The sequence below is a fragment of the Thioclava sp. GXIMD4215 genome, from assembly GCF_045291555.1.
Taxonomy (GTDB): domain Bacteria; phylum Pseudomonadota; class Alphaproteobacteria; order Rhodobacterales; family Rhodobacteraceae; genus Thioclava; species Thioclava litoralis.
On record NZ_CP149515.1, the window covers coordinates 2,221,338 to 2,239,744 of the forward strand.

Annotated in this window: 19 protein-coding genes and 1 tRNA gene; 8 read left to right on the forward strand and 12 right to left on the reverse strand. The window is 60.8% G+C overall.

From position 1 onward, the window contains the following. Nucleotides 1-67 precede the first annotated feature (67 nt). The 4 genes from WDB86_RS11005 to WDB86_RS11020 all read left to right on the forward strand — a co-directional run bounded on the left by WDB86_RS11005 (nucleotide 68) and on the right by WDB86_RS11020 (nucleotide 6,811). Nucleotides 68-1,390: an amidase gene (locus WDB86_RS11005; RefSeq protein ID WP_406735927.1), complete on the forward strand. Its 1,323-nt coding sequence runs from the start codon at nucleotides 68-70 to the stop codon at nucleotides 1,388-1,390. A 120-nt stretch (nucleotides 1,391-1,510) separates the two neighbouring features. Next, on the forward strand, nucleotides 1,511-2,689 hold the full coding sequence (locus WDB86_RS11010; protein WP_406721418.1) for an aminotransferase class I/II-fold pyridoxal phosphate-dependent enzyme: 1,179 nt from the start codon (nucleotides 1,511-1,513) through the stop codon (nucleotides 2,687-2,689). Between the two features lie 13 nt (nucleotides 2,690-2,702). Further along, nucleotides 2,703-6,119 carry a DNA translocase FtsK 4TM domain-containing protein gene (locus tag WDB86_RS11015; protein WP_406735928.1) on the forward strand — a complete coding sequence of 1,139 codons (3,417 nt, stop codon included), beginning with the start codon at nucleotides 2,703-2,705 and terminating at the stop codon, nucleotides 6,117-6,119. An 89-nt stretch (nucleotides 6,120-6,208) separates the two neighbouring features. Further along, complete coding sequence (locus WDB86_RS11020; protein WP_339108435.1) at nucleotides 6,209-6,811, forward strand: outer membrane lipoprotein carrier protein LolA; 603 nt, start codon at nucleotides 6,209-6,211, stop codon at nucleotides 6,809-6,811. A gap of 9 nt (nucleotides 6,812-6,820) precedes the next feature. Here WDB86_RS11020 and WDB86_RS11025 read toward each other — a convergent pair whose 3' ends face one another. Next, entirely contained in the window at nucleotides 6,821-7,399 is a 579-nt protein-coding gene (locus tag WDB86_RS11025; RefSeq protein WP_339108434.1) for a lytic transglycosylase, read from the reverse strand. 190 nt (nucleotides 7,400-7,589) lie between these two features. On the opposite strand from WDB86_RS11025, the gene hspQ reads away from it, so the two are divergent. After that, nucleotides 7,590-7,916 (forward strand): heat shock protein HspQ, encoded by a 327-nt coding sequence (gene hspQ / locus WDB86_RS11030; RefSeq protein WP_339108433.1) that lies wholly within the window; start codon nucleotides 7,590-7,592, stop codon nucleotides 7,914-7,916. Nucleotides 7,917-7,923: 7 nt separating this feature from the next. On the opposite strand, the gene WDB86_RS11035 is transcribed toward hspQ, so the two are convergent. Together WDB86_RS11035 and WDB86_RS11040 are read right to left on the reverse strand one after the other, a co-directional pair. After that, nucleotides 7,924-8,439, reverse strand: coding sequence for an ATP-binding protein (locus tag WDB86_RS11035; protein WP_339108432.1), 516 nt, complete (start codon nucleotides 8,437-8,439; stop codon nucleotides 7,924-7,926). Then, nucleotides 8,429-8,776, reverse strand: coding sequence for an STAS domain-containing protein (locus WDB86_RS11040; RefSeq protein WP_339108431.1), 348 nt, complete (start codon nucleotides 8,774-8,776; stop codon nucleotides 8,429-8,431). The genes WDB86_RS11035 and WDB86_RS11040 overlap by 11 nt, the downstream gene beginning before the upstream one ends. 135 nt (nucleotides 8,777-8,911) lie before the next feature. Here WDB86_RS11040 and WDB86_RS11045 point away from each other — a divergent pair, with 135 nt between their 5' ends. Next, nucleotides 8,912-9,562 carry a pseudouridine synthase gene (locus tag WDB86_RS11045; protein ID WP_339108430.1) on the forward strand — a complete coding sequence of 217 codons (651 nt, stop codon included), beginning with the start codon at nucleotides 8,912-8,914 and terminating at the stop codon, nucleotides 9,560-9,562. A gap of 7 nt (nucleotides 9,563-9,569) precedes the next feature. On the opposite strand, the gene WDB86_RS11050 is transcribed toward WDB86_RS11045, so the two are convergent. The 3 genes from WDB86_RS11050 to WDB86_RS11060 all read right to left on the reverse strand — a co-directional run bounded on the left by WDB86_RS11050 (nucleotide 9,570) and on the right by WDB86_RS11060 (nucleotide 10,266). Beyond that, nucleotides 9,570-9,803 carry a WGR domain-containing protein gene (locus tag WDB86_RS11050; RefSeq protein WP_339108429.1) on the reverse strand — a complete coding sequence of 78 codons (234 nt, stop codon included), beginning with the start codon at nucleotides 9,801-9,803 and terminating at the stop codon, nucleotides 9,570-9,572. Between the two features lie 179 nt (nucleotides 9,804-9,982). After that, nucleotides 9,983-10,108, reverse strand: coding sequence for a type B 50S ribosomal protein L36 (gene ykgO, locus WDB86_RS11055; protein ID WP_096433353.1), 126 nt, complete (start codon nucleotides 10,106-10,108; stop codon nucleotides 9,983-9,985). Between the two features lie 83 nt (nucleotides 10,109-10,191). Continuing rightward, nucleotides 10,192-10,266: transfer RNA gene (locus WDB86_RS11060), tRNA-Val, on the reverse strand. Between the two features lie 192 nt (nucleotides 10,267-10,458). Here WDB86_RS11060 and WDB86_RS11065 point away from each other — a divergent pair. Continuing rightward, on the forward strand, nucleotides 10,459-11,322 hold the full coding sequence (locus tag WDB86_RS11065) for an N-formylglutamate amidohydrolase (RefSeq protein WP_406721415.1): 864 nt from the start codon (nucleotides 10,459-10,461) through the stop codon (nucleotides 11,320-11,322). On the opposite strand, the gene WDB86_RS11070 is transcribed toward WDB86_RS11065, so the two are convergent. Beyond that, the gene (locus WDB86_RS11070; protein ID WP_406735929.1) at nucleotides 11,323-12,597 is read right to left on the reverse strand and encodes a DNA polymerase IV; all 1,275 of its coding nucleotides are present in this window, start codon (nucleotides 12,595-12,597) and stop codon (nucleotides 11,323-11,325) included. A gap of 210 nt (nucleotides 12,598-12,807) precedes the next feature. After that, nucleotides 12,808-15,420, reverse strand: coding sequence for an ATP-dependent chaperone ClpB (clpB, locus tag WDB86_RS11075; protein WP_406721413.1), 2,613 nt, complete (start codon nucleotides 15,418-15,420; stop codon nucleotides 12,808-12,810). A gap of 469 nt (nucleotides 15,421-15,889) precedes the next feature. On the opposite strand from clpB, the gene pyrF reads away from it, so the two are divergent. Beyond that, on the forward strand, nucleotides 15,890-16,600 hold the full coding sequence (gene pyrF, locus WDB86_RS11080; RefSeq protein ID WP_406721412.1) for an orotidine-5'-phosphate decarboxylase: 711 nt from the start codon (nucleotides 15,890-15,892) through the stop codon (nucleotides 16,598-16,600). Between the two features lie 83 nt (nucleotides 16,601-16,683). Here pyrF and WDB86_RS11085 read toward each other — a convergent pair whose 3' ends face one another. The 4 genes from WDB86_RS11085 to fmt form a co-directional block, all read right to left on the reverse strand. Then, entirely contained in the window at nucleotides 16,684-16,962 is a 279-nt protein-coding gene (locus tag WDB86_RS11085) for a hypothetical protein (protein WP_339108423.1), read from the reverse strand. Nucleotides 16,963-17,066: 104 nt separating this feature from the next. After that, nucleotides 17,067-17,270 (reverse strand): hypothetical protein, encoded by a 204-nt coding sequence (locus WDB86_RS11090; protein WP_406735930.1) that lies wholly within the window; start codon nucleotides 17,268-17,270, stop codon nucleotides 17,067-17,069. Nucleotides 17,271-17,292: 22 nt separating this feature from the next. Then, nucleotides 17,293-17,502 (reverse strand): hypothetical protein, encoded by a 210-nt coding sequence (locus WDB86_RS11095; RefSeq protein WP_406721411.1) that lies wholly within the window; start codon nucleotides 17,500-17,502, stop codon nucleotides 17,293-17,295. Between the two features lie 4 nt (nucleotides 17,503-17,506). Next, nucleotides 17,507-18,403 carry a methionyl-tRNA formyltransferase gene (gene fmt / locus WDB86_RS11100; protein WP_406735931.1) on the reverse strand — a complete coding sequence of 299 codons (897 nt, stop codon included), beginning with the start codon at nucleotides 18,401-18,403 and terminating at the stop codon, nucleotides 17,507-17,509. Nucleotides 18,404-18,407: the final 4 nt, after the last annotated feature.

The window sequence follows — 18,407 nt, forward strand, 5'->3', positions numbered from 1 at the left end:
AACCCCCATTGTCAGAACGATAAAATCATGTCTAGCCTTGGGTTTGAGTGATGATTGGAGAGCCTGCATGACGACCTCGACCCGCTATCTGCCTGCCGCGGAACAAGGGCGTCTGATTGCCGCGGGCATGCTGGATCCGGTCGCGCAGGTCGAACTCTATCTGGAGACGGCAGCGGGGCGCGATGGCCGGATGGCATTTGCCCGCCTGACCCCCAATCGGGCGCGCTTCGAGGCGATGGCGGCGCGGACCCGTACGAAAGTGGGGCAGGGGCGTTCGGCGCTGGATGGGGTGGCCATTTCATGGATGGATGCGGTGGACAGTGCGGGGGCGGTCACCGAAGCGGGCAGCCGGCTGTTTTCGGGCCATGTGCCCGCTCGTGATGCGCGCGCGTTGCAGCAGGCCAGTGCTGCGGGCGGGGTCTGTCTGGGGAAGACGCAGATGACCGAGCTGGGGCTGGATCTTCTGGGGGTGAATGCCCTCAGCGTCACCCCGCCCAACCGCCATGATCCCAGCCTTGTGACGGGGGGAGGGGCCTCTGGCGGGGCGCTCTCGGTCACACTGGGGCTTTGTGCTATGGCGGTGGGGCTGGAGAACGGCGGCGGGCTTCTGGTGCCTGCCGCGTGGAACGATCTGGTGGGGTTCCGCCCCGGACTGGGGCGCGTGCCGCTTGCGGGGGTGGCGACGGGGTCGCAATTCGATACGCTGGGCTTCATGGCGCGACGGGTCGAGGATTGCGCGCAGGGGCTGGCGCTGGTGGAAAACGGCAAGCTCCCCGATCTGCGTGGCGCAGACATATCGGGCGCGCGTCTTCTGGTGCTGGAGGGCGGCGTCTTTGATGATGCCGATCCGGCCTGTCTGGAGGCAATGAGCCGTGCGATAGGCCGTTTGGCCAAGGCGGGCGCCAAGATTACGGTGCAAAGCCCCAAAGCGTTCGAGGCGCTGAAGCGGCTGCGCTTTTTGGCGCAGACCGAGTTTCACGCCCGCTGGCAGCAGCGGGTGAGAGAAAATCCGCTTAAGGTGACGCCCGATTTCCTACGGGCCTTCGAGGCGGCGGGAGGTGTCTCGGCGGATGTCTATCTGCAGGGGCTCGCGCAGTTGCACGCGGTGCGGCAGGACTGGCGGGGCGTGGTTGCGGGCTATGATGTCGTGCTGATGCCCACTGCGGCATCCTTGGCCCCAAGCTATGATAGCCTGTTGATAGATCAGGAATTCTTTAGGAGCCAGCAACAGTTGGCCAGCCGGAATGTCGGCAGTGCGGCGCTTCTGGGCGGGCCGGTGCTGACCCTACCCACGGGGCGCGATATGGTGGGGCTAAGCCTTCTGGGGCTGCCCGGAGAGGATGAAAAGGTGCTGTGTTTTGGGGCTGCAATCGAGGCCGCGCTTGGCTGAAATGCCACAATCCAAAGGCGACCTTGCCCGCATCTCGCCATGATCTGGACAGGACATGTGGTTTTTGGGTAACGTCGTCCCGAACGGGGCGCAAAATGACTCCGGCAAATGAGGCATATAATGGATTATCCCGAGCGGTTCTCGAACCTGCCCGAATACGCGTTTCCGCGTTTGCGGACGCTGCTCGATTCCCACCAGCCGGGCGGGGAAATTATTAATATGACCATTGGCGAGCCGCGGCATGCGATGCCGGGCTTTGTGGGCGATGTGCTGGCGGCCTCTGTCGCGGAATTCGGCAAATACCCAGCCAATAACGGTACCCCCGAACTTCTGGCCGCGATTTCGGCATGGATTGCGCGGCGCTACGGCGTGGAGGTTGCCGAGGATCGGATCATGGCGCTGAATGGCACCCGTGAAGGGCTGTTCAATGCGGTGCTGGCACTTTGCCCCGAAACCAAACGGGGCAAGCGCCCCGTGGTTCTGATCCCCAACCCCTTCTATCAGGTCTATGCCATCGCCACGATGATGATCGGCGCAGAGCCTGTTTTCGTGCCCGCCACCGCAGAAACGGGGTTCATGCCCGATTATCGCGCGCTGCCTGCCGAGGTGCTGGACCGCACGGCGATCGCCTTTATCTGCTCGCCCGCCAATCCGCAGGGGGCCGTGGCCTCGCGCGCGTATCTGGCCGATCTGCTAGAGCTGGCCGAGACACATGATTTCCGTGTTTTTGCCGATGAATGCTATTCGGAACTCTATCGCCATGACCCGCCCCCCGGGCTGATCGAGGTGGCGCAGGAGGTGGGGGCCGATCCCGAGCGCGTGGTGATCTTCCATTCGCTGTCCAAACGGTCCAGCCTGCCGGGGCTGCGGTCCGGCTTTGTTGCGGCGGGGCCGAAAAGCATGCATTATATCCGCCAGTTGCGCGCCTATTCGGGGGCACCGCTGCCGCAGCCCTTGCAGCGTGTCGCGGAAAAGGTCTGGGCGGACGAGGATCATGTGATCGAGAACCGCCGCCTGTATCAGGAGAAATTCGATGACGCGGCCGTTGTCTTTGACGGCATCAATTCGGTTACCATGCCCGATGCGGGCTTTTTCCTGTGGTTGCCGGTGGAGGATGGCGAGGCGGCGGCCATGAAATTATGGCGCGAGACCGGTGTGCGGGTTCTGCCCGGTGCCTATCTTTCGCGCGAAGTCGAGGGCGAAAATCCCGGCAGATCCTATATTCGGGTGGCTCTTGTCGCCCCAAGAGAAGAAACGCGACGCGGACTGACCAAGCTCCGTGATTGCCTTTACCTTTGAGGACGAGCAGCAGATGGCATTGTATCAAATGAGACAGCGCGACCCCCTTCTCGACCAGAATACGCAGGCACTTCTTGAACGCCGCGGTAAAGAGCTTGCCGGCGCGGGACTGATCGTTCTGGCGGCGCTCTTGAGCATGATGCTTGTCAGCTATTCGCCCGAAGATCCCAGCTGGATGGCCGCCTCGGATGGAGAGGTGCAGAACTGGCTGGGGCGGATCGGCGCGGGGATTGCCTCGCCGCTTTACGTCATTTTTGGCCGTGGATCATGGCTTCTGCCGCTGGCCTCGCTGGCATGGGGCGTGCGTTTCATGACCCATCGCGGCGAAGAACGGGCCCTGTCGCGGCTGATTTTCCTGCCCATCGCAATCGCGGTTTCGGCGGTGCATTCGGCACTTCTGGTGCCGGGGGCGGAATGGACCGCGAATTTCGGACTTGGCGGCCATTTTGGCGATATGATCGCGGGAATGATGCTGGGGATCGTTGGCGCTTCGGCCTTTGTGGTGAAGTTCCTGTCGCTGCTCTTTGCGGCCGGTAGCCTTGCGATGATGGCCTTCGTTACCGGGTTCGTGAAGCCGGAGTTGCAAAATATCCTGCGTTTTCTGCTGCTTGGTCTGCTGGCAGGTTATGACGCGATCATGCGTATGATCGGGCAGGGGGCATCGGCTTCGGTGCTGGCGGCGCGTGGTGCCGCCGAACGCCACCGTGCCCGCCGTGCCGAGGCACAGGCCCATGCCGCCGAACTGGCCGAATGGGAAGCCCAACAGGACTATCAGGCGCAGGCGGCCCAGCCCCCGCGCGCCCAATCGGCGCGTCGCGCGCCGGTATATCAGGCCCCCGTCTATGACGAGGAAGAGGAGGTTCTTTACGACGACGAACCCGAACAGGACGCGCCTCGCGCAGGCTTCCTGTCGCGCATTATCCGTCCCGCCGAGCCGGAGCCGATGGTCGAAGCCGAGCTTGTGGACTTCGAATATGACGATCCGCGCGCCGGAACGGACGAGGCACCCAGCCCCGAGCGGATCAAGGCACGTATTGCCGAGGCCGTGCATCAGCGTCGGCAGGCCCCGCGGGTGCAGCGTCAGGAGGCTCCGCAACACCTTGCAGCACCGGTCGCGCCGGAACCCGAAGAGGTCCAGCCTGCACGGCCCGAAGCCCCGCTTTCGGTCATGGCGGCTGTGGCCCGCCGTCTGGCCCGTGGTCCGAAACTGCGCGAGCGGATCGAGCCGCAGCTGAAGGCCGAACCGGCCCGCGTCGAACCGCCGCTGCGTGCCGAGCCGCGCTATATGCCGCGTTTCGGAGCGTCCCATGCCGAGGCTCCGTCGGCCCCTTATGCCGATATGGCGCATCCTGCTTATGCTCTGCAGCCCGCGCCGCGCGCGCAATCTGCGGCAGAGGTCTCGGATGCGCGCAGCCGTTTGATGGCCGAGCCGCATCAGGATTTCCGCGCGCAGGATCAGTGGCTTGATCAGGGCTATCACATGGATGAGGTCGAAACGATGGACAGCCATCAGTTCGAGCCTTTCGACGTGGATGCGTTCAGCGCCTTGGACGAGACCTATGGCTCCGCCCATTCCGAGCCCGCACCCGTACAGATGCCCCGCGCCAGCTTCTCGGCGCCGGTGGAAGAGAACGAGGAGCCGTCTGCGGCTTATCGTATGATCCAGCGCGGCGAGGCCTATGCCGAGGATGCGACGCTGAGCGGGGATGATGACGACGACATGATAGATGCGCCGCAGCCGTCATTGTCGGAGCCATCGCTGGATGAGGCGCATGATATGGGCGTTGCGCGCAATGCCATGCCGGATGTGCCTGCCGTCAAGCCGATTGCAACGGCAAAGACCGTGGCACAGGGGGAAAGCCTCAATCGCGGGCCGATCCAGAAGCCCGTGCATATGCCGAGCGCGACCCATGCCAATTACGAAGCGCCGCCGATGTCGTTGCTGACCGATCCGGCTTCCATCCCGCGCCACCAGTTGCCCGACGAGGCGCTGGAAGAAAATGCACGCCAGCTGGAAACCGTGCTGGAAGATTACGGCGTCAAGGGCGAGATCGTCTCGGTCCGTCCGGGTCCCGTGGTCACCATGTACGAGTTGGAACCGGCGCCGGGTCTGAAAGCCAGCCGCGTGATCGGTCTGGCCGATGATATCGCGCGGTCGATGTCGGCGCTGTCTGCGCGGGTGTCGACCGTGCCGGGGCGCACCGTGATCGGGATCGAGTTGCCGAACGAGCATCGCGAGAAGGTCGTGCTGCGCGAGATCCTGACCGCGCGTGATTTCAGCGATGGCAACATGCGCCTGCCGCTGGCTCTGGGTAAGGATATCGGCGGCGAGCCTGTTGTGGCCAACCTTGCCAAGATGCCCCACCTGCTGATCGCAGGGACCACGGGTTCGGGGAAATCGGTGGCGATCAACACGATGATCCTGTCGCTGCTCTATCGCCTGACGCCGGATGAATGCCGTCTGATCATGATCGACCCGAAGATGCTGGAACTGTCGGTTTATGATGGCATCCCGCATCTGCTTTCGCCCGTTGTGACCGACCCGAAGAAGGCCGTTGTGGCGCTGAAATGGGTCGTGGGCGAGATGGAAGACCGCTATCGCAAGATGTCCAAGATGGGCGTGCGCAATATCGAAGGCTATAACGGCCGCGTCAAAGAGACGCTGGCGCGTGGCGAGATGTTCAAGCGCACCGTGCAGACCGGTTTTGACGAGGAGACCGGCGAGCCGATCTTCGAGACCGATGAATTCCGTCCCGAGCCCTTCCCCTATATCGTCGTTATCGTCGACGAGATGGCCGACCTGATGATGGTCGCGGGCAAGGAAATCGAAGCCTGTATTCAACGGCTTGCACAGATGGCACGTGCTTCGGGTATCCACCTGATCATGGCCACGCAGCGCCCGTCGGTGGATGTGATCACAGGCACGATCAAAGCGAACTTCCCCACCCGTATCTCCTTCCAGGTGACCTCGAAGATCGACAGCCGCACCATTCTGGGCGAGCAGGGGGCCGAGCAGCTTTTGGGCATGGGCGACATGCTTTACATGGGCACCGGTTCGCGTCTGAACCGTGTGCACGGGCCGTTCTGCTCGGATGAAGAAGTCGAGGAGGTGGTGAACCACCTGAAATCCTTCGGGCCGCCCAGCTATATGTCGGGCGTGGTCGAGGGGCCGGAAGATGACAAGGCCTCGGATATCGACGCGGTGCTGGGTCTTAATACCGGCGGCAATACCGGCAATGAGGACGCGCTTTACGATCAGGCGGTGCAGATCGTGGCGAAGGACCGCAAATGCTCGACTTCTTACATCCAGCGTAAACTGGGCATCGGCTATAATAAGGCCGCGCGTCTGGTCGAGCAGATGGAGGAAAACCATGTGGTGTCTTCCGCGAACCATGTCGGTAAACGCGAGATCCTGATCCCCGAAGCCTGAGCCGGTTTCCGCAAACTCGTGATAGGCGCCCCGTGCAAGTTGATTGCGCGGGGCTTTTCCTTTTTCAAAAAGCGCCTAAATTCCAGGTTATGAACATACTTCGCTTCGCGCTTGCGCCCGTCCTCGCCCTGTCTCTTGCCGTGCCGGCATTTGCCGATGCGATTTCGCTTGGGACTTTGTCCAGCTATCTCAACAGCCTGCAATCGGCCTCTTCGAAGTTCACACAGGTGAATTCCGATGGCTCGATCTCGACAGGCACGATTTATATCCGCCGCCCCAATCGCGTGCGGTTCGAATATGATAAGGATAAAACGCTGGTGCTGGCTTCGGCAGGGCAGGTGGCGATTTTCGATCCGAAATCCAATATGGGACGACCGGAGCAATATCCGCTGTCGAAAACGCCCTTGAGCCTGATTCTGGCCGATAATGTCAATCTGGCCAAATCGGGGATGGTGACCCAGCATACATCGGATGGCACGAAAACAACCGTCACCGCGCAGGACCCGCAGCACCCCGAATATGGCAATATCCAGATGGTGTTTACGGGCAACCCGACCCAGCTGCGCCAATGGGTGATTACCGATAATGCGGGGGCGAAAACCACGGTGATTCTGAATGGCTTGCAGAATGGCAAAGCCTTTGCGCCGTCGCTGTTCTCGATCGATCAGGAGGTCAGCCGCCGAGGCGGCTGATCCCTGTTTTCAGCGCCGACAGGAGGCAAGCTGTGCGCGATACATCAGCGCACGGCTTTGCACTTTGCGCGCCACGGCCAGAAGCCAGGGCTTCGATTTATGCGACCCGTTGGCAAAGCCGCCCCGCCCCTCGTGATAGGCCAGATACTGGTTCATGGCATCGGTTTTGGGGATGCCCAGCTTTTTGCTGGTGCCATCCATATACCATCCGATAAAATCGGTGGCGTCCTGAATCCGGTTGCGCCGCGCACCGCGCCCGCCGCCGCTGTCGCGATATTCTTCCCATGTCGCGTCCAGCGCCTGACTATAGCCATAAGCCGAACTCTGACGCCCCATCGGAATCACCCCAAGCGCATATTTGAACGGGGTTTTGGCATTGCCGACAAAGCGCGACTCTTGGTGAATGGTGGCCATCTGCACATAGACAGGAATCCCCCACCGCGATTCGGTGCGTTTCATCGCCTTGAAATAGGCGGGTCGCTCACGCGACAATGCGCATGCGTCATCAAGATTTTGTGGCGCCTTGTAGTTGCCCCCACCACAGGAAGCGGCCAGTAGGGCCAGCGCCAAAAAGGCGAATTTCTTCATACTGCTCTTGCCTGATTATGATCTCGTTTTGCAGGGCAGTGTATCCGAAAATGACCATAACGAAAATCACAAAGCTTTAGGCACGACTGTCAGGGCCACTTACACAGATTGTTTCCGGCGAATTTGTGGAAAAAATGCTGGGTTGTTTGTAAAAGAATTAAGAATTCGAAAACTTTAGGGAAGGCCGTGTATGTTTGCCACTCAAGCCAAATTCCATATCGGGCAGGTTTTGCGCCACCGGAAGGATGCATTTCGTGGCGTTGTCTTCGATGTGGATCCGACTTTCGCCAATTCACAGGAATTCTATGACGCTATTCCCGAGGATAGCCGCCCTGCGAAAAACCAGCCCTATTACCACCTTCTCGCCGAGACGGATGACGATTTCTATGTCGCCTATGTCTCGGAGCAGAACCTGATTGTAGACGGGTCAGGTGAGCCTGTGGAGCATCCGGATCTGCCGGATCTGTTCGGCGAGTTTGAAAACGGCGCCTATCCGCTGCAATTCCAGCTGAACTGAACCCCGATCAGCCTTCTTGCCGCAATGGCAGGCGAAAGGCCAACATGTTACGTCCATTTTCGCGTTTATAGCCAAGATCTTCGGCCAGATCGCGAATGAGGAACCAGCCGAACCCGCCTTCAGGAAGTTCGTCTGTATTCAGAGTCTGCAACGCATCTTCGACAGTATCGAAGGTTGACGGGTCCTCCAGAACGAAGGACGGCAGCTCGACCCCGTCATCAGTGACAGAGCAGTTCAGCCCGCGCTTTTCCATCACCATGGAAAGGGTGATCGTTCCGACGCCGGTATCCTGATAGCTATGTTCGACGATGTTATTGAGCACTTCCGCCAGCAGCAGCTCTAGCGTCCCCGCTTCGTCTTGCGACATATGCAAGACAAACCGTGCCAAAGCGGCGCGCAATGCCTCTCGTACCGCAAGCGGGGTGGCGGGAAAGCTATGATGAAACAGTCGCGGCTGAAGCCGATCCTCTCGCGGAATGGCCGTGCCGGACTTCAACGCCTCTGCGTCATGATTAGCCAGCATTCCGTACCTCCGGCAGGAAGGCCTCTTCCGCAGTGGGATGGATTTTGAAAATGGTGTCCATCCGCGTCAGGCGGAAGACTTTTGCCACATTCATATTCAGACCGGCCAGTTCCAGCTTGCGATCCGCCGGCAACGCTTTCATGACCGCCACGATCGCCCCCAGGCCGGAGCTGTCGAGAAATGTCACGCTTTCAAGGTCCAGTACCACGCGTTGCGATGGTTGCGTGCAGGCTTCACGCATTTGATCTTTGAAGCGGATCGCGATGGCTGCATCAAGACGGTTCTCTTCGACCCGGACCCATAATGCGTCTTGGCGGGCTTCGGCATAAAGATTCATCTGCAGTCTCCAGCTCGTCACTCTTCACCTATCCCGTTTAAGCGCAAAAGCTTACCAAACCGTAATTATGGCCCCGGCCGTAATCGGGACCAAAGGGGGCTTGACCACGCAGACGATCGCAGGCAAGCGACCTTTATGATGTATCGCTATGATCCGCCAACCGACCCCGTCACGATCCTGCATGCCGACCATGAAATTCTGGTGGTCGACAAGCCGTCCGGCTTGCTGTCGGTGCCAGGCAAGGGGCCGGAAAAGGCGGACTGCCTGATTGCGCGCCTGCGTCATTCCTACCCCGAGATCCTGCTCGTGCATCGTCTCGATTGCGATACCTCGGGGGTGATGGTCTTTGCGCTTACCCCCCATGCGCAACGGCACCTGGGGCTGCAATTCGAGCACCGCCAGACCAAAAAGGCGTATCTGGCGCGGCTCTGGGGCCATCTGGAACCGAAAGCGGGGCGTGTCGACCTGCCGTTGATCGTTGATTGGCCGAACCGCCCGCGCCAGCATGTGGATCACGAGAACGGCAAACCTGCCCAGACCGACTGGAAAGTGCTGCGCCATGATCCCGACGGGACGACGCGGGTGCGGCTGATGCCGTTGACAGGCCGGAGCCACCAGCTTCGGGTCCATTGCCAGTCGCTGGGGCATCCCATTCTGGGGGATCCGCTTTATGCCGAGGGAGAGGCGCAGGCCTATCCGCGCCTGATGCTTCATGCCCATACGCTGCGGCTGCGTCATCCCGATGGCGGGATGCATATGTCCTTTAGTGCCGAAGCGCCGTTCTGAGGGGCCTTCAGGAGGCGGCTGCCTCGGTCAGGGCATAGCCCTTGCGGGCGGCCTGCATGCGCCATGTATCAGCGGCCTGAACCGCATCTCGCAGGTTCGAGAAAAGTACGCTGCGCATTCCTGTAGCGCGGCCGTGGCGCCCCCATTCGCGCTGGACGGTGTATTCACCAAAAAGATTGTCGCACACGTCCACACGGTAGAAATCGCGGGCGCATTGGCGATGTAGAAGAAGGGTCAGCATGGCAGTGCGTTCCTTAATCGGCCTATCACCATTGAATCAGAAGAGCGCGCATGGGGCTATCAAAAATCCACCCGTCCGGCAGGATTTTTCACAGCAGGATTTTGCAAGAAAAGCGAGATGACAAAAGAAAAACCGCAAGGTTTCCCTTGCGGTTTGATCTTGCCGATGGCTCGGTCGTCTCAGCCCTGACGGGCTTTGAAACGACGCTGCGTCTTGTTGATCACGTAAACGCGGCCCTTGCGGCGCACGATTTGGCAATCGCGATGACGCTGCTTGAGCGAGCGGAGCGAGTTGCGAACCTTCATGGTCGTATCTCCTTGTCGCGGCGCGCGTGCGCCTTGAAAGCAAAAAGCCCCGACAGCCAGGCCGAAGGGGCGGCGAAATAGAATGGTGGGCGGTACTGGGATCGAACCAGTGGCCACTACGATGTCAACGTAGTGCTCTACCGCTGAGCTAACCGCCCACGCTCCGATTTGATTTGCCTTCGACCGGATTTTGTCTCAGGCTTGTGCCTGTCCAGAACCTCGATCTTCCGGTTCACCTCATCGGTGTGGAGGGGTCTATAAAAGGTGTTCGCGAGACGCGCAAGAGGGTTTTGACGAGAAAATGCATTGCGCTACACTGCGGGCATCATAAAGAGGGTTCATGACCATCCATGAAACATGATCTTCCGGCATTCAAACTGTCCGTGCCCGATCCGGTCCGGACGTCTGTCATTTTTTCCTCGCCGCATTCTGGGCGCTATTATCCATCTGATTTTAAACAGAATACAGCGTTGGATCTGCTGCGCCTCAGGTCGTCCGAGGATGCTTTTGTGGATGATTTCATGCGCTTGGCCCCTGATCTCGGGGCCTGTTCCATCGCCGCGACCTATCCGCGCGCCTATCTCGATCTCAATCGTGCGAAAGACGAGCTTGATCCGGGAATCATCGACGGGCTGCGCCATCGGGGCAGCGGAAGTCGCGTGGCCGCCGGTCTTGGCGTGATTCCCCGCGTGGTTTCGGGCGGTCGCGCAATTTTGCGCGGCAAGATCAGTGTCGAAGAGGCCCAGAATCGCCTTGATGATATCTGGGAGCCCTGGCATGGCCGGATTGCCAGCCTGATGGAGGATGTGCACGCTATTTTTGGCGAAGCGATTCTGGTTGATCTGCATTCCATGCCCAGCGAGGCGATTGAAGCATTCGGCTTGCGGCGCCCCGAGATTGTGATCGGGGATCGCTATGGCAGTTCGGCATCGGAGCGAATCGTCGAGGGAATCGAGGCGGCATTTGCCGAGACCGGCCTTTCTGTCAGCCGGAATGCGCCTTTTGCCGGGGCATATATCGCGAAAACCTATGGTCAGCCGAACCTGGGCCGCCATGCGGTGCAGATCGAAATCAACCGCGCGCTCTACATGGATGAAGCGCGAATCGAACGACGTGCGGATTTTCCCGAGTTTCAGGCGCTTATGGACGGGGTGCTGACCCGTATCGCGGATATCGGCCGTCCGCGCCAGTCCGGCTCTCTGGCGGCGGAATAGCTAGTCTTTCGGGTCCAGATCCAGCCCGCGTCCGGTCCGGATGGCCGTAGTGCCGAATTTCGCGCGGATCGCATCGGTGGCCCGCTCCAGCTTGGCCCGCTGTCCGGCTTCGGGGTCCAGAAGGTCGCCGACAGGATCGCCCGCCTGCGCGGGGCGCAGACCCGAATATCCGATGCCGATCAGCCGATAGGCCGTGCCGGAGGGCAGGGTATCAAACAGCCGCCGTCCCACGTGAAACAGCGTATCGGCCAGCTGGCTCGGGTCTTCCAGCGGCAACTGGCGGGTGATGGTCGAGAAATCGGATCTTTTCAGCTTGAGCGTCACGATGCTGCCCGCCAGTTCCTTGGCCTTCATCCGCGCCGCCGTCTTTTCGGACATGTGCCATAATTGAGCCAACAGCGCGTCACGGTCACTGAGGTCCTGCGAGAAGGTTGTTTCGTTCGAGACGGACTTGACCGGCGCATCCGGTATCACTTTGCGGCTGTCCTCGCCCTGCGCCAATGACCAAAGCCGCATACCCTGACCGCCAAACCGCCGGAGCATGTCATCCCGCCCGATCCGGCGGATGTCGTTCAGGGTCCGGATACCTGCCTGTCCCAAGGCCTGACGTGTCGCCGTGCCGACCCCCCATAGAATACTGACGGGCTTATCTTGCAAAAATGCGGCTGTCTCGGATTTGCCGATCACCGAAAATCCGCGCGGCTTATCGAGATCGGACGCAATCTTGGCAAGAAACTTGTTGTGGCTAAGCCCCACCGAAATCGTCACGCCAATCTCGTTCTCGATCTCGTTGGCCAGCCGCGCCAGACACTCTGCGGCCGTCATACCATGAAGCTTCTCGGTCCCCGTCAGATCCAGAAAGGCCTCATCGAGCGAGAGCGGCTCGATCAGCGGCGTTAGCCTTGCCATCTTGGCTCGGATCTCGCGCGATACCTCGGCATAATAGGAGATGCGTGGGGGAAGAATAACGGCATCCGGACATAGTTTGCGCGCCTGAAACATCGGCATGGCAGACCGTACACCATAGATCCGCGCCACGTAGCAACAGGTCGTGACAACCCCCCGCGTGCCGCCGCCAACAATCAGAGGCTTGGCGGCCAGGGACGGGTTATCCCGTTTTTCGACCGAAGCATAGAAACTGTCGCAATCCATATGGGCAATGCCCAGAGAGAAAATCTCGTCATGGCAGACAAGGCCATCGCGGCGACAGCGCGGGCAACGCCCCCGAAAGTTATCGGGATAATGGGCAAGGCAGGATCTGCAAAGCGTCGCCATGATATCCCTCAAAAGGCAAAAGAAGGAGGGGCGCTCGCGCCCCTCTTGGCCCTTGGGGCCAATTCACCCCTGAGGATATTTCTTGCAGCTGGAAACCCACTTTATAGATCCAGCTGCTGAAAATATCCCGGGGGGCTGCCGCAGGCAGCGGGGGCAGAGCCCCCTCCATGGTTGTGGGAGAGGCGGCGACTTGTATCGCCGCCTCTCCGGTTAATGTAGCGAAGCGCTAAGGGGGGCGTTGTCCCCCGGAGGCACGATGTGCCCCCCGACAGAAAGTCCGTCCGCTCCGGCGGTGACCGTCACGGTGGACCCGTCAAGGACTTCACCAGACAGGATCAGGTTGGCCAGCGGGTCCTGCAGATAGCGCTGGATCACCCGTTTCAGCGGGCGTGCGCCATAGACCGGATCGTAGCCCTTGTCGGCTAGCCAGGTGCGCGCGGCATCATCTAGCGCCAGTCCGATTTTGCGGTGGCCCAGACGGGCTTCGAGCCGTGCGAGCTGTACCGTCACGATACCGTCCATATTCTCGCGCGAGAGGCGGTCGAAGATGACCATCTCGTCCAGCCGGTTCAGGAATTCGGGGCGGAAGTGCGCCCGTACCGCATCCATCACCTGCGCTTTGGCCTGTGCCGCATCCGATCCGTCCGGCAGGGTGCTCAGCGCCTGCGAGCCGAGGTTCGAAGTCAGCACGATCAGCGTCTGTTTGAAGTCCACCGTCCGGCCTTGGCCATCGGTCAGCACGCCATCATCGAGCACCTGCAGAAGCACGTTGAACACATCGGGATGCGCCTTTTCGACCTCGTCGAACAGCACCACCTGATAGGGGCGGCGGCGCACGGCTTCGGTCAGAACCCCGCCTTCGTCATAGCCGACATAGCCCGGAGGAGCGCCGATCAGACGCGACACGGCGTGTTTCTCCATGAATTCCGACATGTCGATGCGCACCATCGCCTGATCATCATCAAAGAGATAATTGGCCACGGCCTTGGTCAGCTCGGTTTTCCCCACACCGGTCGGGCCGAGGAACAGGAAGGACCCCAGCGGGCGGTTCTCGTCATTCAGGCCCGCACGCGCACGGCGCACCGCATTGGCTACTGCTGTTACAGCTGCGTCCTGCCCGATCACCCGCTTATGGAGCTCTTCCTCCATTTTCAGCAGCTTCTCGCGCTCGCCCTCGAGCATTTTCGAGGTCGGGATGCCGGTCCAGCGTTCGACAACCTCGGCGATCTGCTCGGGGCGCACGGCCTCTTCCACCATGACATCTTCCGACGCCTCGGCCTCGGAGAGCTGTTTCTCCAGATCCGGTATACGGCCATATTGCAGCTCGCCGGCTTTGGCGAAATTGCCTTCGCGTTTGGCACCTTCCAGTTCCGCCCGTGCGCGGTCCAGCTGTTCTTTCAGCACGCGGCTGGATTCCAGCTTGTCACGTTCGGCCTGCCATTTGGCGGTCATCCCGGCAGAGCGTTCCTGCAGCTCCGAGAGTTCTTTCTCGAGCTTTTCAAGACGGTCCTGGCTTGCGGCGTCATCTTCTTTCTTCAGCGCCTCGGCCTCGATTTGCGCCTGCAAAATCTGGCGATCCAGCGCATCAAGTTCCTCGGGCTTCGAATCAACCTCCATCCGCAGGCGGGATGCCGCCTCGTCGACTAGATCGATGGCCTTATCGGGCAGGAAACGATCGGTGATATAGCGATGCGAGAGCGTTGCCGCCGACACAAGCGCCGAGTCAGAGATCCGCACCCCGTGGTGGAGTTCGTATTTCTCCTTGATGCCGCGCAGGATCGAGATCGTATCCTCGACGGTCGGCTCTTCCACCATCACCGGCTGGAAGCGCCGCGCAAGGGCAGCGTCTTTTTCCACATATTTGCGGTATTCATCCAGAGTGGTGGCGCCAACGCAATGCAGCTCGCCCCGCGCAAGCGCCGGTTTGATCAGATTGGCCGCATCCATCGCCCCATCGGATTTGCCCGCGCCCACAAGCGTGTGCATTTCGTCGATGAAGAGGATGATCTCGCCGGCGGCGGCTTCGACCTCTTTGAGAATGGATTTCAGGCGTTCCTCGAATTCACCGCGATATTTCGCACCGGCAATCAGCGCGCCCATATCCAGCGCCAGAAGCCGTTTGTCGCGCAGGGATTCCGGCACGTCACCATTGATGATGCGCAGCGCAAGCCCTTCGGCAATCGCGGTTTTCCCCACGCCCGGTTCCCCGATCAGCACAGGGTTGTTCTTGGTGCGGCGCGAGAGGACCTGCATCGTGCGGCGGATTTCGTCATCGCGCCCGATGATCGGGTCGATCTTGCCTTCCGCAGCGGCCTCGGTCAGGTCGCGGGCATATTTTTTCAGCGCCTCATAGCCGTCCTCGGCAGAGGCACTATCGGCCGTGCGGCCTTTGCGCAGGTCGTTGATGGCGGTGTTGAGTTTCTGTGCGGTCACAGCCCCTGCATCCAGCGCGTCTTTCGCGCGGGTATTGACGACAGCCAGCGCCATCAGGATCCGTTCGACCGGAACAAAGCTGTCACCGGCTTTCTTGGCGATCTTCTCGGCCTCGTCCAGCACGCGCACCAGCGATTGCTCGACATAGGTCTGACCATCGCCACCCGAAACTTTGGGCAGTTTTTCAACGGCTTGATTGACCGCATCGGTCACGCGTGCGGCATCCCCGCCGGCACGGTTGATCAGGTTGGCCGACAGCCCCTGATCGTCATCCATTAGTGCTTTGAGCAGATGTTCGGGCACCACACGTTGATGGCCTTCCCGCATTGCAATGGTTTGCGCAGATTGAAGGAAGCCGCGCGAACGCTCCGTGAACTTTTCCATGTTCATCGGGTATCTCCTTTTCTAAAGCCCCCGAAAATCGATATGCCCGTAAGCGGCACATATCTGGTCGGGTCTCATCGAATAATTGGGTGGGTTTCTATGCGTATTCAAGGGACCGGCCTCGACCAAATTGAAATATTTCGCCTTAGGCGACGTGTTTGGGGAACTGTTTGGGCCCCGGCGAGGTTCCGTAAATGTCTCGCCCGTAGGATGAGACATCAGGAACAGGAGAGACATCATGACTGTGCTGCATTATCTGCCCTTCCTCGCCGCCTTAACCCTTATGGGTCTGGTCATGATGCATCGCCTTCGGGTGCATGCCTTGACGCCGGTCAAGTCCCGTATCTGACGTTGCGGCCTTCCCGGCGGCTCTCGGCACAGGAAATTTTAGGCGATTTTTCCGTTCGCGGGACCTCGGGGCTTGATTTTTGAGGCTGGCTTGCGCATCGGGGTGCAAACCCACAGGAGATGCCGCATGACTGCCCTACTTCCCGCAGATGACCGTCTGATTGTCGCACTGGATGTGCCCAATGCGCTGGCGGCGCTGGATCTGGCCCAGAAGCTGGGCGATAGCGTGTCGTTTTATAAAATCGGTCTGGGGATGCTGACCGGCGGCGGGCTGGCTCTTGCCAACGAGCTCAAGCAGGAACATGGCAAGCGCATCTTTCTCGATATGAAATTCTTCGATATCGGCGCGACCGTTGAGAATGCCGTGCGCGGAATTGCCCAGTTCGATCTGGATTTCCTGACCGTGCATGGCGACCCCCATGTGGTGCGCGCCGCCAAAGAGGGCGCGTCGGGCAAAGATCTCAAAATTCTGGCGGTGACCATCCTGACGTCGCTGGACCGTGCCGATCTGGATGCGGCGTTGATCCAGCCGGGCGATATTGCCGATCTGGTAACCGAGCGGGCGGCCCGTGCGCTGGAGGCGGGTGCGGATGGCGTGATCGCCTCGCCGCGCGAGGCGGCGATGATCCGCGCGCTGCCGCAAGCGGAAGGCAAGCTGATCGTCACGCCTGGCGTGCGTCCGGCGGGGGCGGCTTTGGGAGACCAGAAACGGGTCGAGACGCCCGCATCTGCCCTGTCCGCCGGTGCGGATCACCTTGTCGTTGGCCGCCCGATCTGGCAGGCCGAAGACCCCAAGGCCGCGGCGCAGGCAATTCTGGCTGAAATCCGCCATATCTGACTGTTTCACGAGAAACGTTCGGACAAGGCTCAGTGGAAAAGGCCCGCCAATCGCGGGCCTTTTTGTAGCTAGTAGCTATATGATTAGTTTGCCTGCGGTTGGGTGCCATTATCGGCATCAGGCGCGACATCCACCTGTGCCGGAGGTTCCTTGTTGTCCTGCGTTTGGGGCGCGGGGTCGGATTGCGGCGCGACCTCATTGGTAATGGACACATCTCCGGCGCCCGAAGGCGGGGTTGCGCTCTGATCACCAGGCGAACCCATGATGTACCACATCAACACCCCCAAAGCCACGACGATGGCCCCGAGGATGAAATACAGCCCGCCATCGCGGCGCGGCGGAGGTGTAGGGGTCTGTGACATTGTCGTCTCCTCTCGACTGAGATTTGACGGTAAAACGTCGGGGAAGCTGGCAGGTTCCTTGTTGTGAGATCCGCGCCGCCCGATGCGCAGATCCTTGCCAATGGCTACAGCGCCGGAGGCTCGAGCCCCTTCTTGCATTGCTCGGGCCCGTCATAGCGGGCCGAATAAGCGACGGCCCCGCATGTCTTGCAGCGGAATTGCTTCAGCGTGCCTTTGCCGCCCACCCGTTCCCATCGGCAGGGATTACGCCTGCGATACCACAGGAGGCCGACGAAAATGAACACCGCAAGAAAAATGGCAATAGGCATGATCCGCTCCTTTGGTTCCGATTTAAGGCTGGGCGGAGGGTGTAACAGGGGCGGGAGAGGTCACATCGGGGTGAGAGGCCGGTTCGGGCAGCAGCTTGACACCCACCAGAATCAGCACGACCAACACGGCCCACCCGCCAGGCCGCGAGATCAACCATAGCGCCACGACCAGAGCCACCCCGATCAGGCGGGAGGTCAGGGCGGTCAGAGGGGCGATCAGCAGGCCGAACATCGGATCAGTCGAGGCGCTCGGGAAGGGGCAGTGCCTGAAGCACCTGCGCCGCGCTCACCGGTTTCTTGCCGGCCCGCTGGGCCTCCAGAACCTCGACCGCGCCGGTGCTGCCCGCGATGGTAAAGCCATCCAGCACCTGACCCACCTCACCCGACCCCGCCACCTGCGCGGCGCGCAGCAGTTTGACGCGCTCGCCGTTGATCTCGCACCACGCGCCGGGGAAGGGGGAGAGCCCGTTGATCTTGCGGGTGATCTCTTCGGCGGGGGCGGCCCAATCGATCCGCGCCTCGGCCTTGTCGATCTTACTGGCATAGGTCACGCCATCTTCCGGTTGAACCTCTACCGGCAGATCGGCCAGCCCTTCCAGCGCCTCGATGATCATCGAAGCCCCCATGACCGACAGCCGGTCATGCAGCTCGCCTGTAGTCTCGGTCGCGCCGATTTCGGTGGCGCGGCGCAGGCGCACGGGGCCGGTGTCGAGCCCTGCCTCCATCTGCATGATACAGATGCCTGTCTCGGCGTCTCCGGCCATGATCGCGCGGTGAATGGGGGCCGCGCCGCGCCAGCGCGGCAGAAGCGAGGCATGGATATTCAGACAGCCCTGCGCGGGCGCATCCAGAATACCCTGCGGCAGGATCAGCCCATAGGCCACGACCACGGCCACATCGGCCTTCAGATCGGCAAAGGCCTGACGGTCGGCGTTATCCTTGAAATTCAAAGGGGTGCGCGTCTCGATCCCCAGCTCTTCCGCCCGTGCCTGAACCGGCGAGGGACGCAGCTTCTTGCCGCGGCCCGCAGGGCGCGGCGGCTGGGAATAGGCGGCGATGACGTCATGTTCGCGCGCCAGTGCCTCGAGCACCGGCACAGAAAACTCGGGGGTGCCCATGAAGACGACGCGCATAACC

Coding starts and splice junctions, on each gene's coding strand:
- WDB86_RS11065 (WP_406721415.1), top strand. CDS start 10,459: ATGAAACATGATCTTCCGGCATTCAAACTGTCCGTGCCCGATCCGGTC.
- WDB86_RS11015 (WP_406735928.1), top strand. CDS start 2,703: ATGGCATTGTATCAAATGAGACAGCGCGACCCCCTTCTCGACCAGAAT.
- WDB86_RS11005 (WP_406735927.1), top strand. CDS start 68: ATGACGACCTCGACCCGCTATCTGCCTGCCGCGGAACAAGGGCGTCTG.
- WDB86_RS11035 (WP_339108432.1), bottom strand. CDS start 8,439: ATGCTGGCTAATCATGACGCAGAGGCGTTGAAGTCCGGCACGGCCATT.
- WDB86_RS11085 (WP_339108423.1), bottom strand. CDS start 16,962: ATGTCACAGACCCCTACACCTCCGCCGCGCCGCGATGGCGGGCTGTAT.
- WDB86_RS11050 (WP_339108429.1), bottom strand. CDS start 9,803: ATGCTGACCCTTCTTCTACATCGCCAATGCGCCCGCGATTTCTACCGT.
- WDB86_RS11040 (WP_339108431.1), bottom strand. CDS start 8,776: ATGAATCTTTATGCCGAAGCCCGCCAAGACGCATTATGGGTCCGGGTC.
- WDB86_RS11045 (WP_339108430.1), top strand. CDS start 8,912: ATGATGTATCGCTATGATCCGCCAACCGACCCCGTCACGATCCTGCAT.
- WDB86_RS11070 (WP_406735929.1), bottom strand. CDS start 12,597: ATGGCGACGCTTTGCAGATCCTGCCTTGCCCATTATCCCGATAACTTT.
- fmt (WP_406735931.1), bottom strand. CDS start 18,403: ATGCGCGTCGTCTTCATGGGCACCCCCGAGTTTTCTGTGCCGGTGCTC.
- pyrF (WP_406721412.1), top strand. CDS start 15,890: ATGACTGCCCTACTTCCCGCAGATGACCGTCTGATTGTCGCACTGGAT.
- clpB (WP_406721413.1), bottom strand. CDS start 15,420: ATGAACATGGAAAAGTTCACGGAGCGTTCGCGCGGCTTCCTTCAATCT.
- WDB86_RS11095 (WP_406721411.1), bottom strand. CDS start 17,502: ATGTTCGGCCTGCTGATCGCCCCTCTGACCGCCCTGACCTCCCGCCTG.
- WDB86_RS11020 (WP_339108435.1), top strand. CDS start 6,209: ATGAACATACTTCGCTTCGCGCTTGCGCCCGTCCTCGCCCTGTCTCTT.
- WDB86_RS11025 (WP_339108434.1), bottom strand. CDS start 7,399: ATGAAGAAATTCGCCTTTTTGGCGCTGGCCCTACTGGCCGCTTCCTGT.
- hspQ (WP_339108433.1), top strand. CDS start 7,590: ATGTTTGCCACTCAAGCCAAATTCCATATCGGGCAGGTTTTGCGCCAC.
- WDB86_RS11090 (WP_406735930.1), bottom strand. CDS start 17,270: ATGCCTATTGCCATTTTTCTTGCGGTGTTCATTTTCGTCGGCCTCCTG.
- WDB86_RS11010 (WP_406721418.1), top strand. CDS start 1,511: ATGGATTATCCCGAGCGGTTCTCGAACCTGCCCGAATACGCGTTTCCG.
- ykgO (WP_096433353.1), bottom strand. CDS start 10,108: ATGAAGGTTCGCAACTCGCTCCGCTCGCTCAAGCAGCGTCATCGCGAT.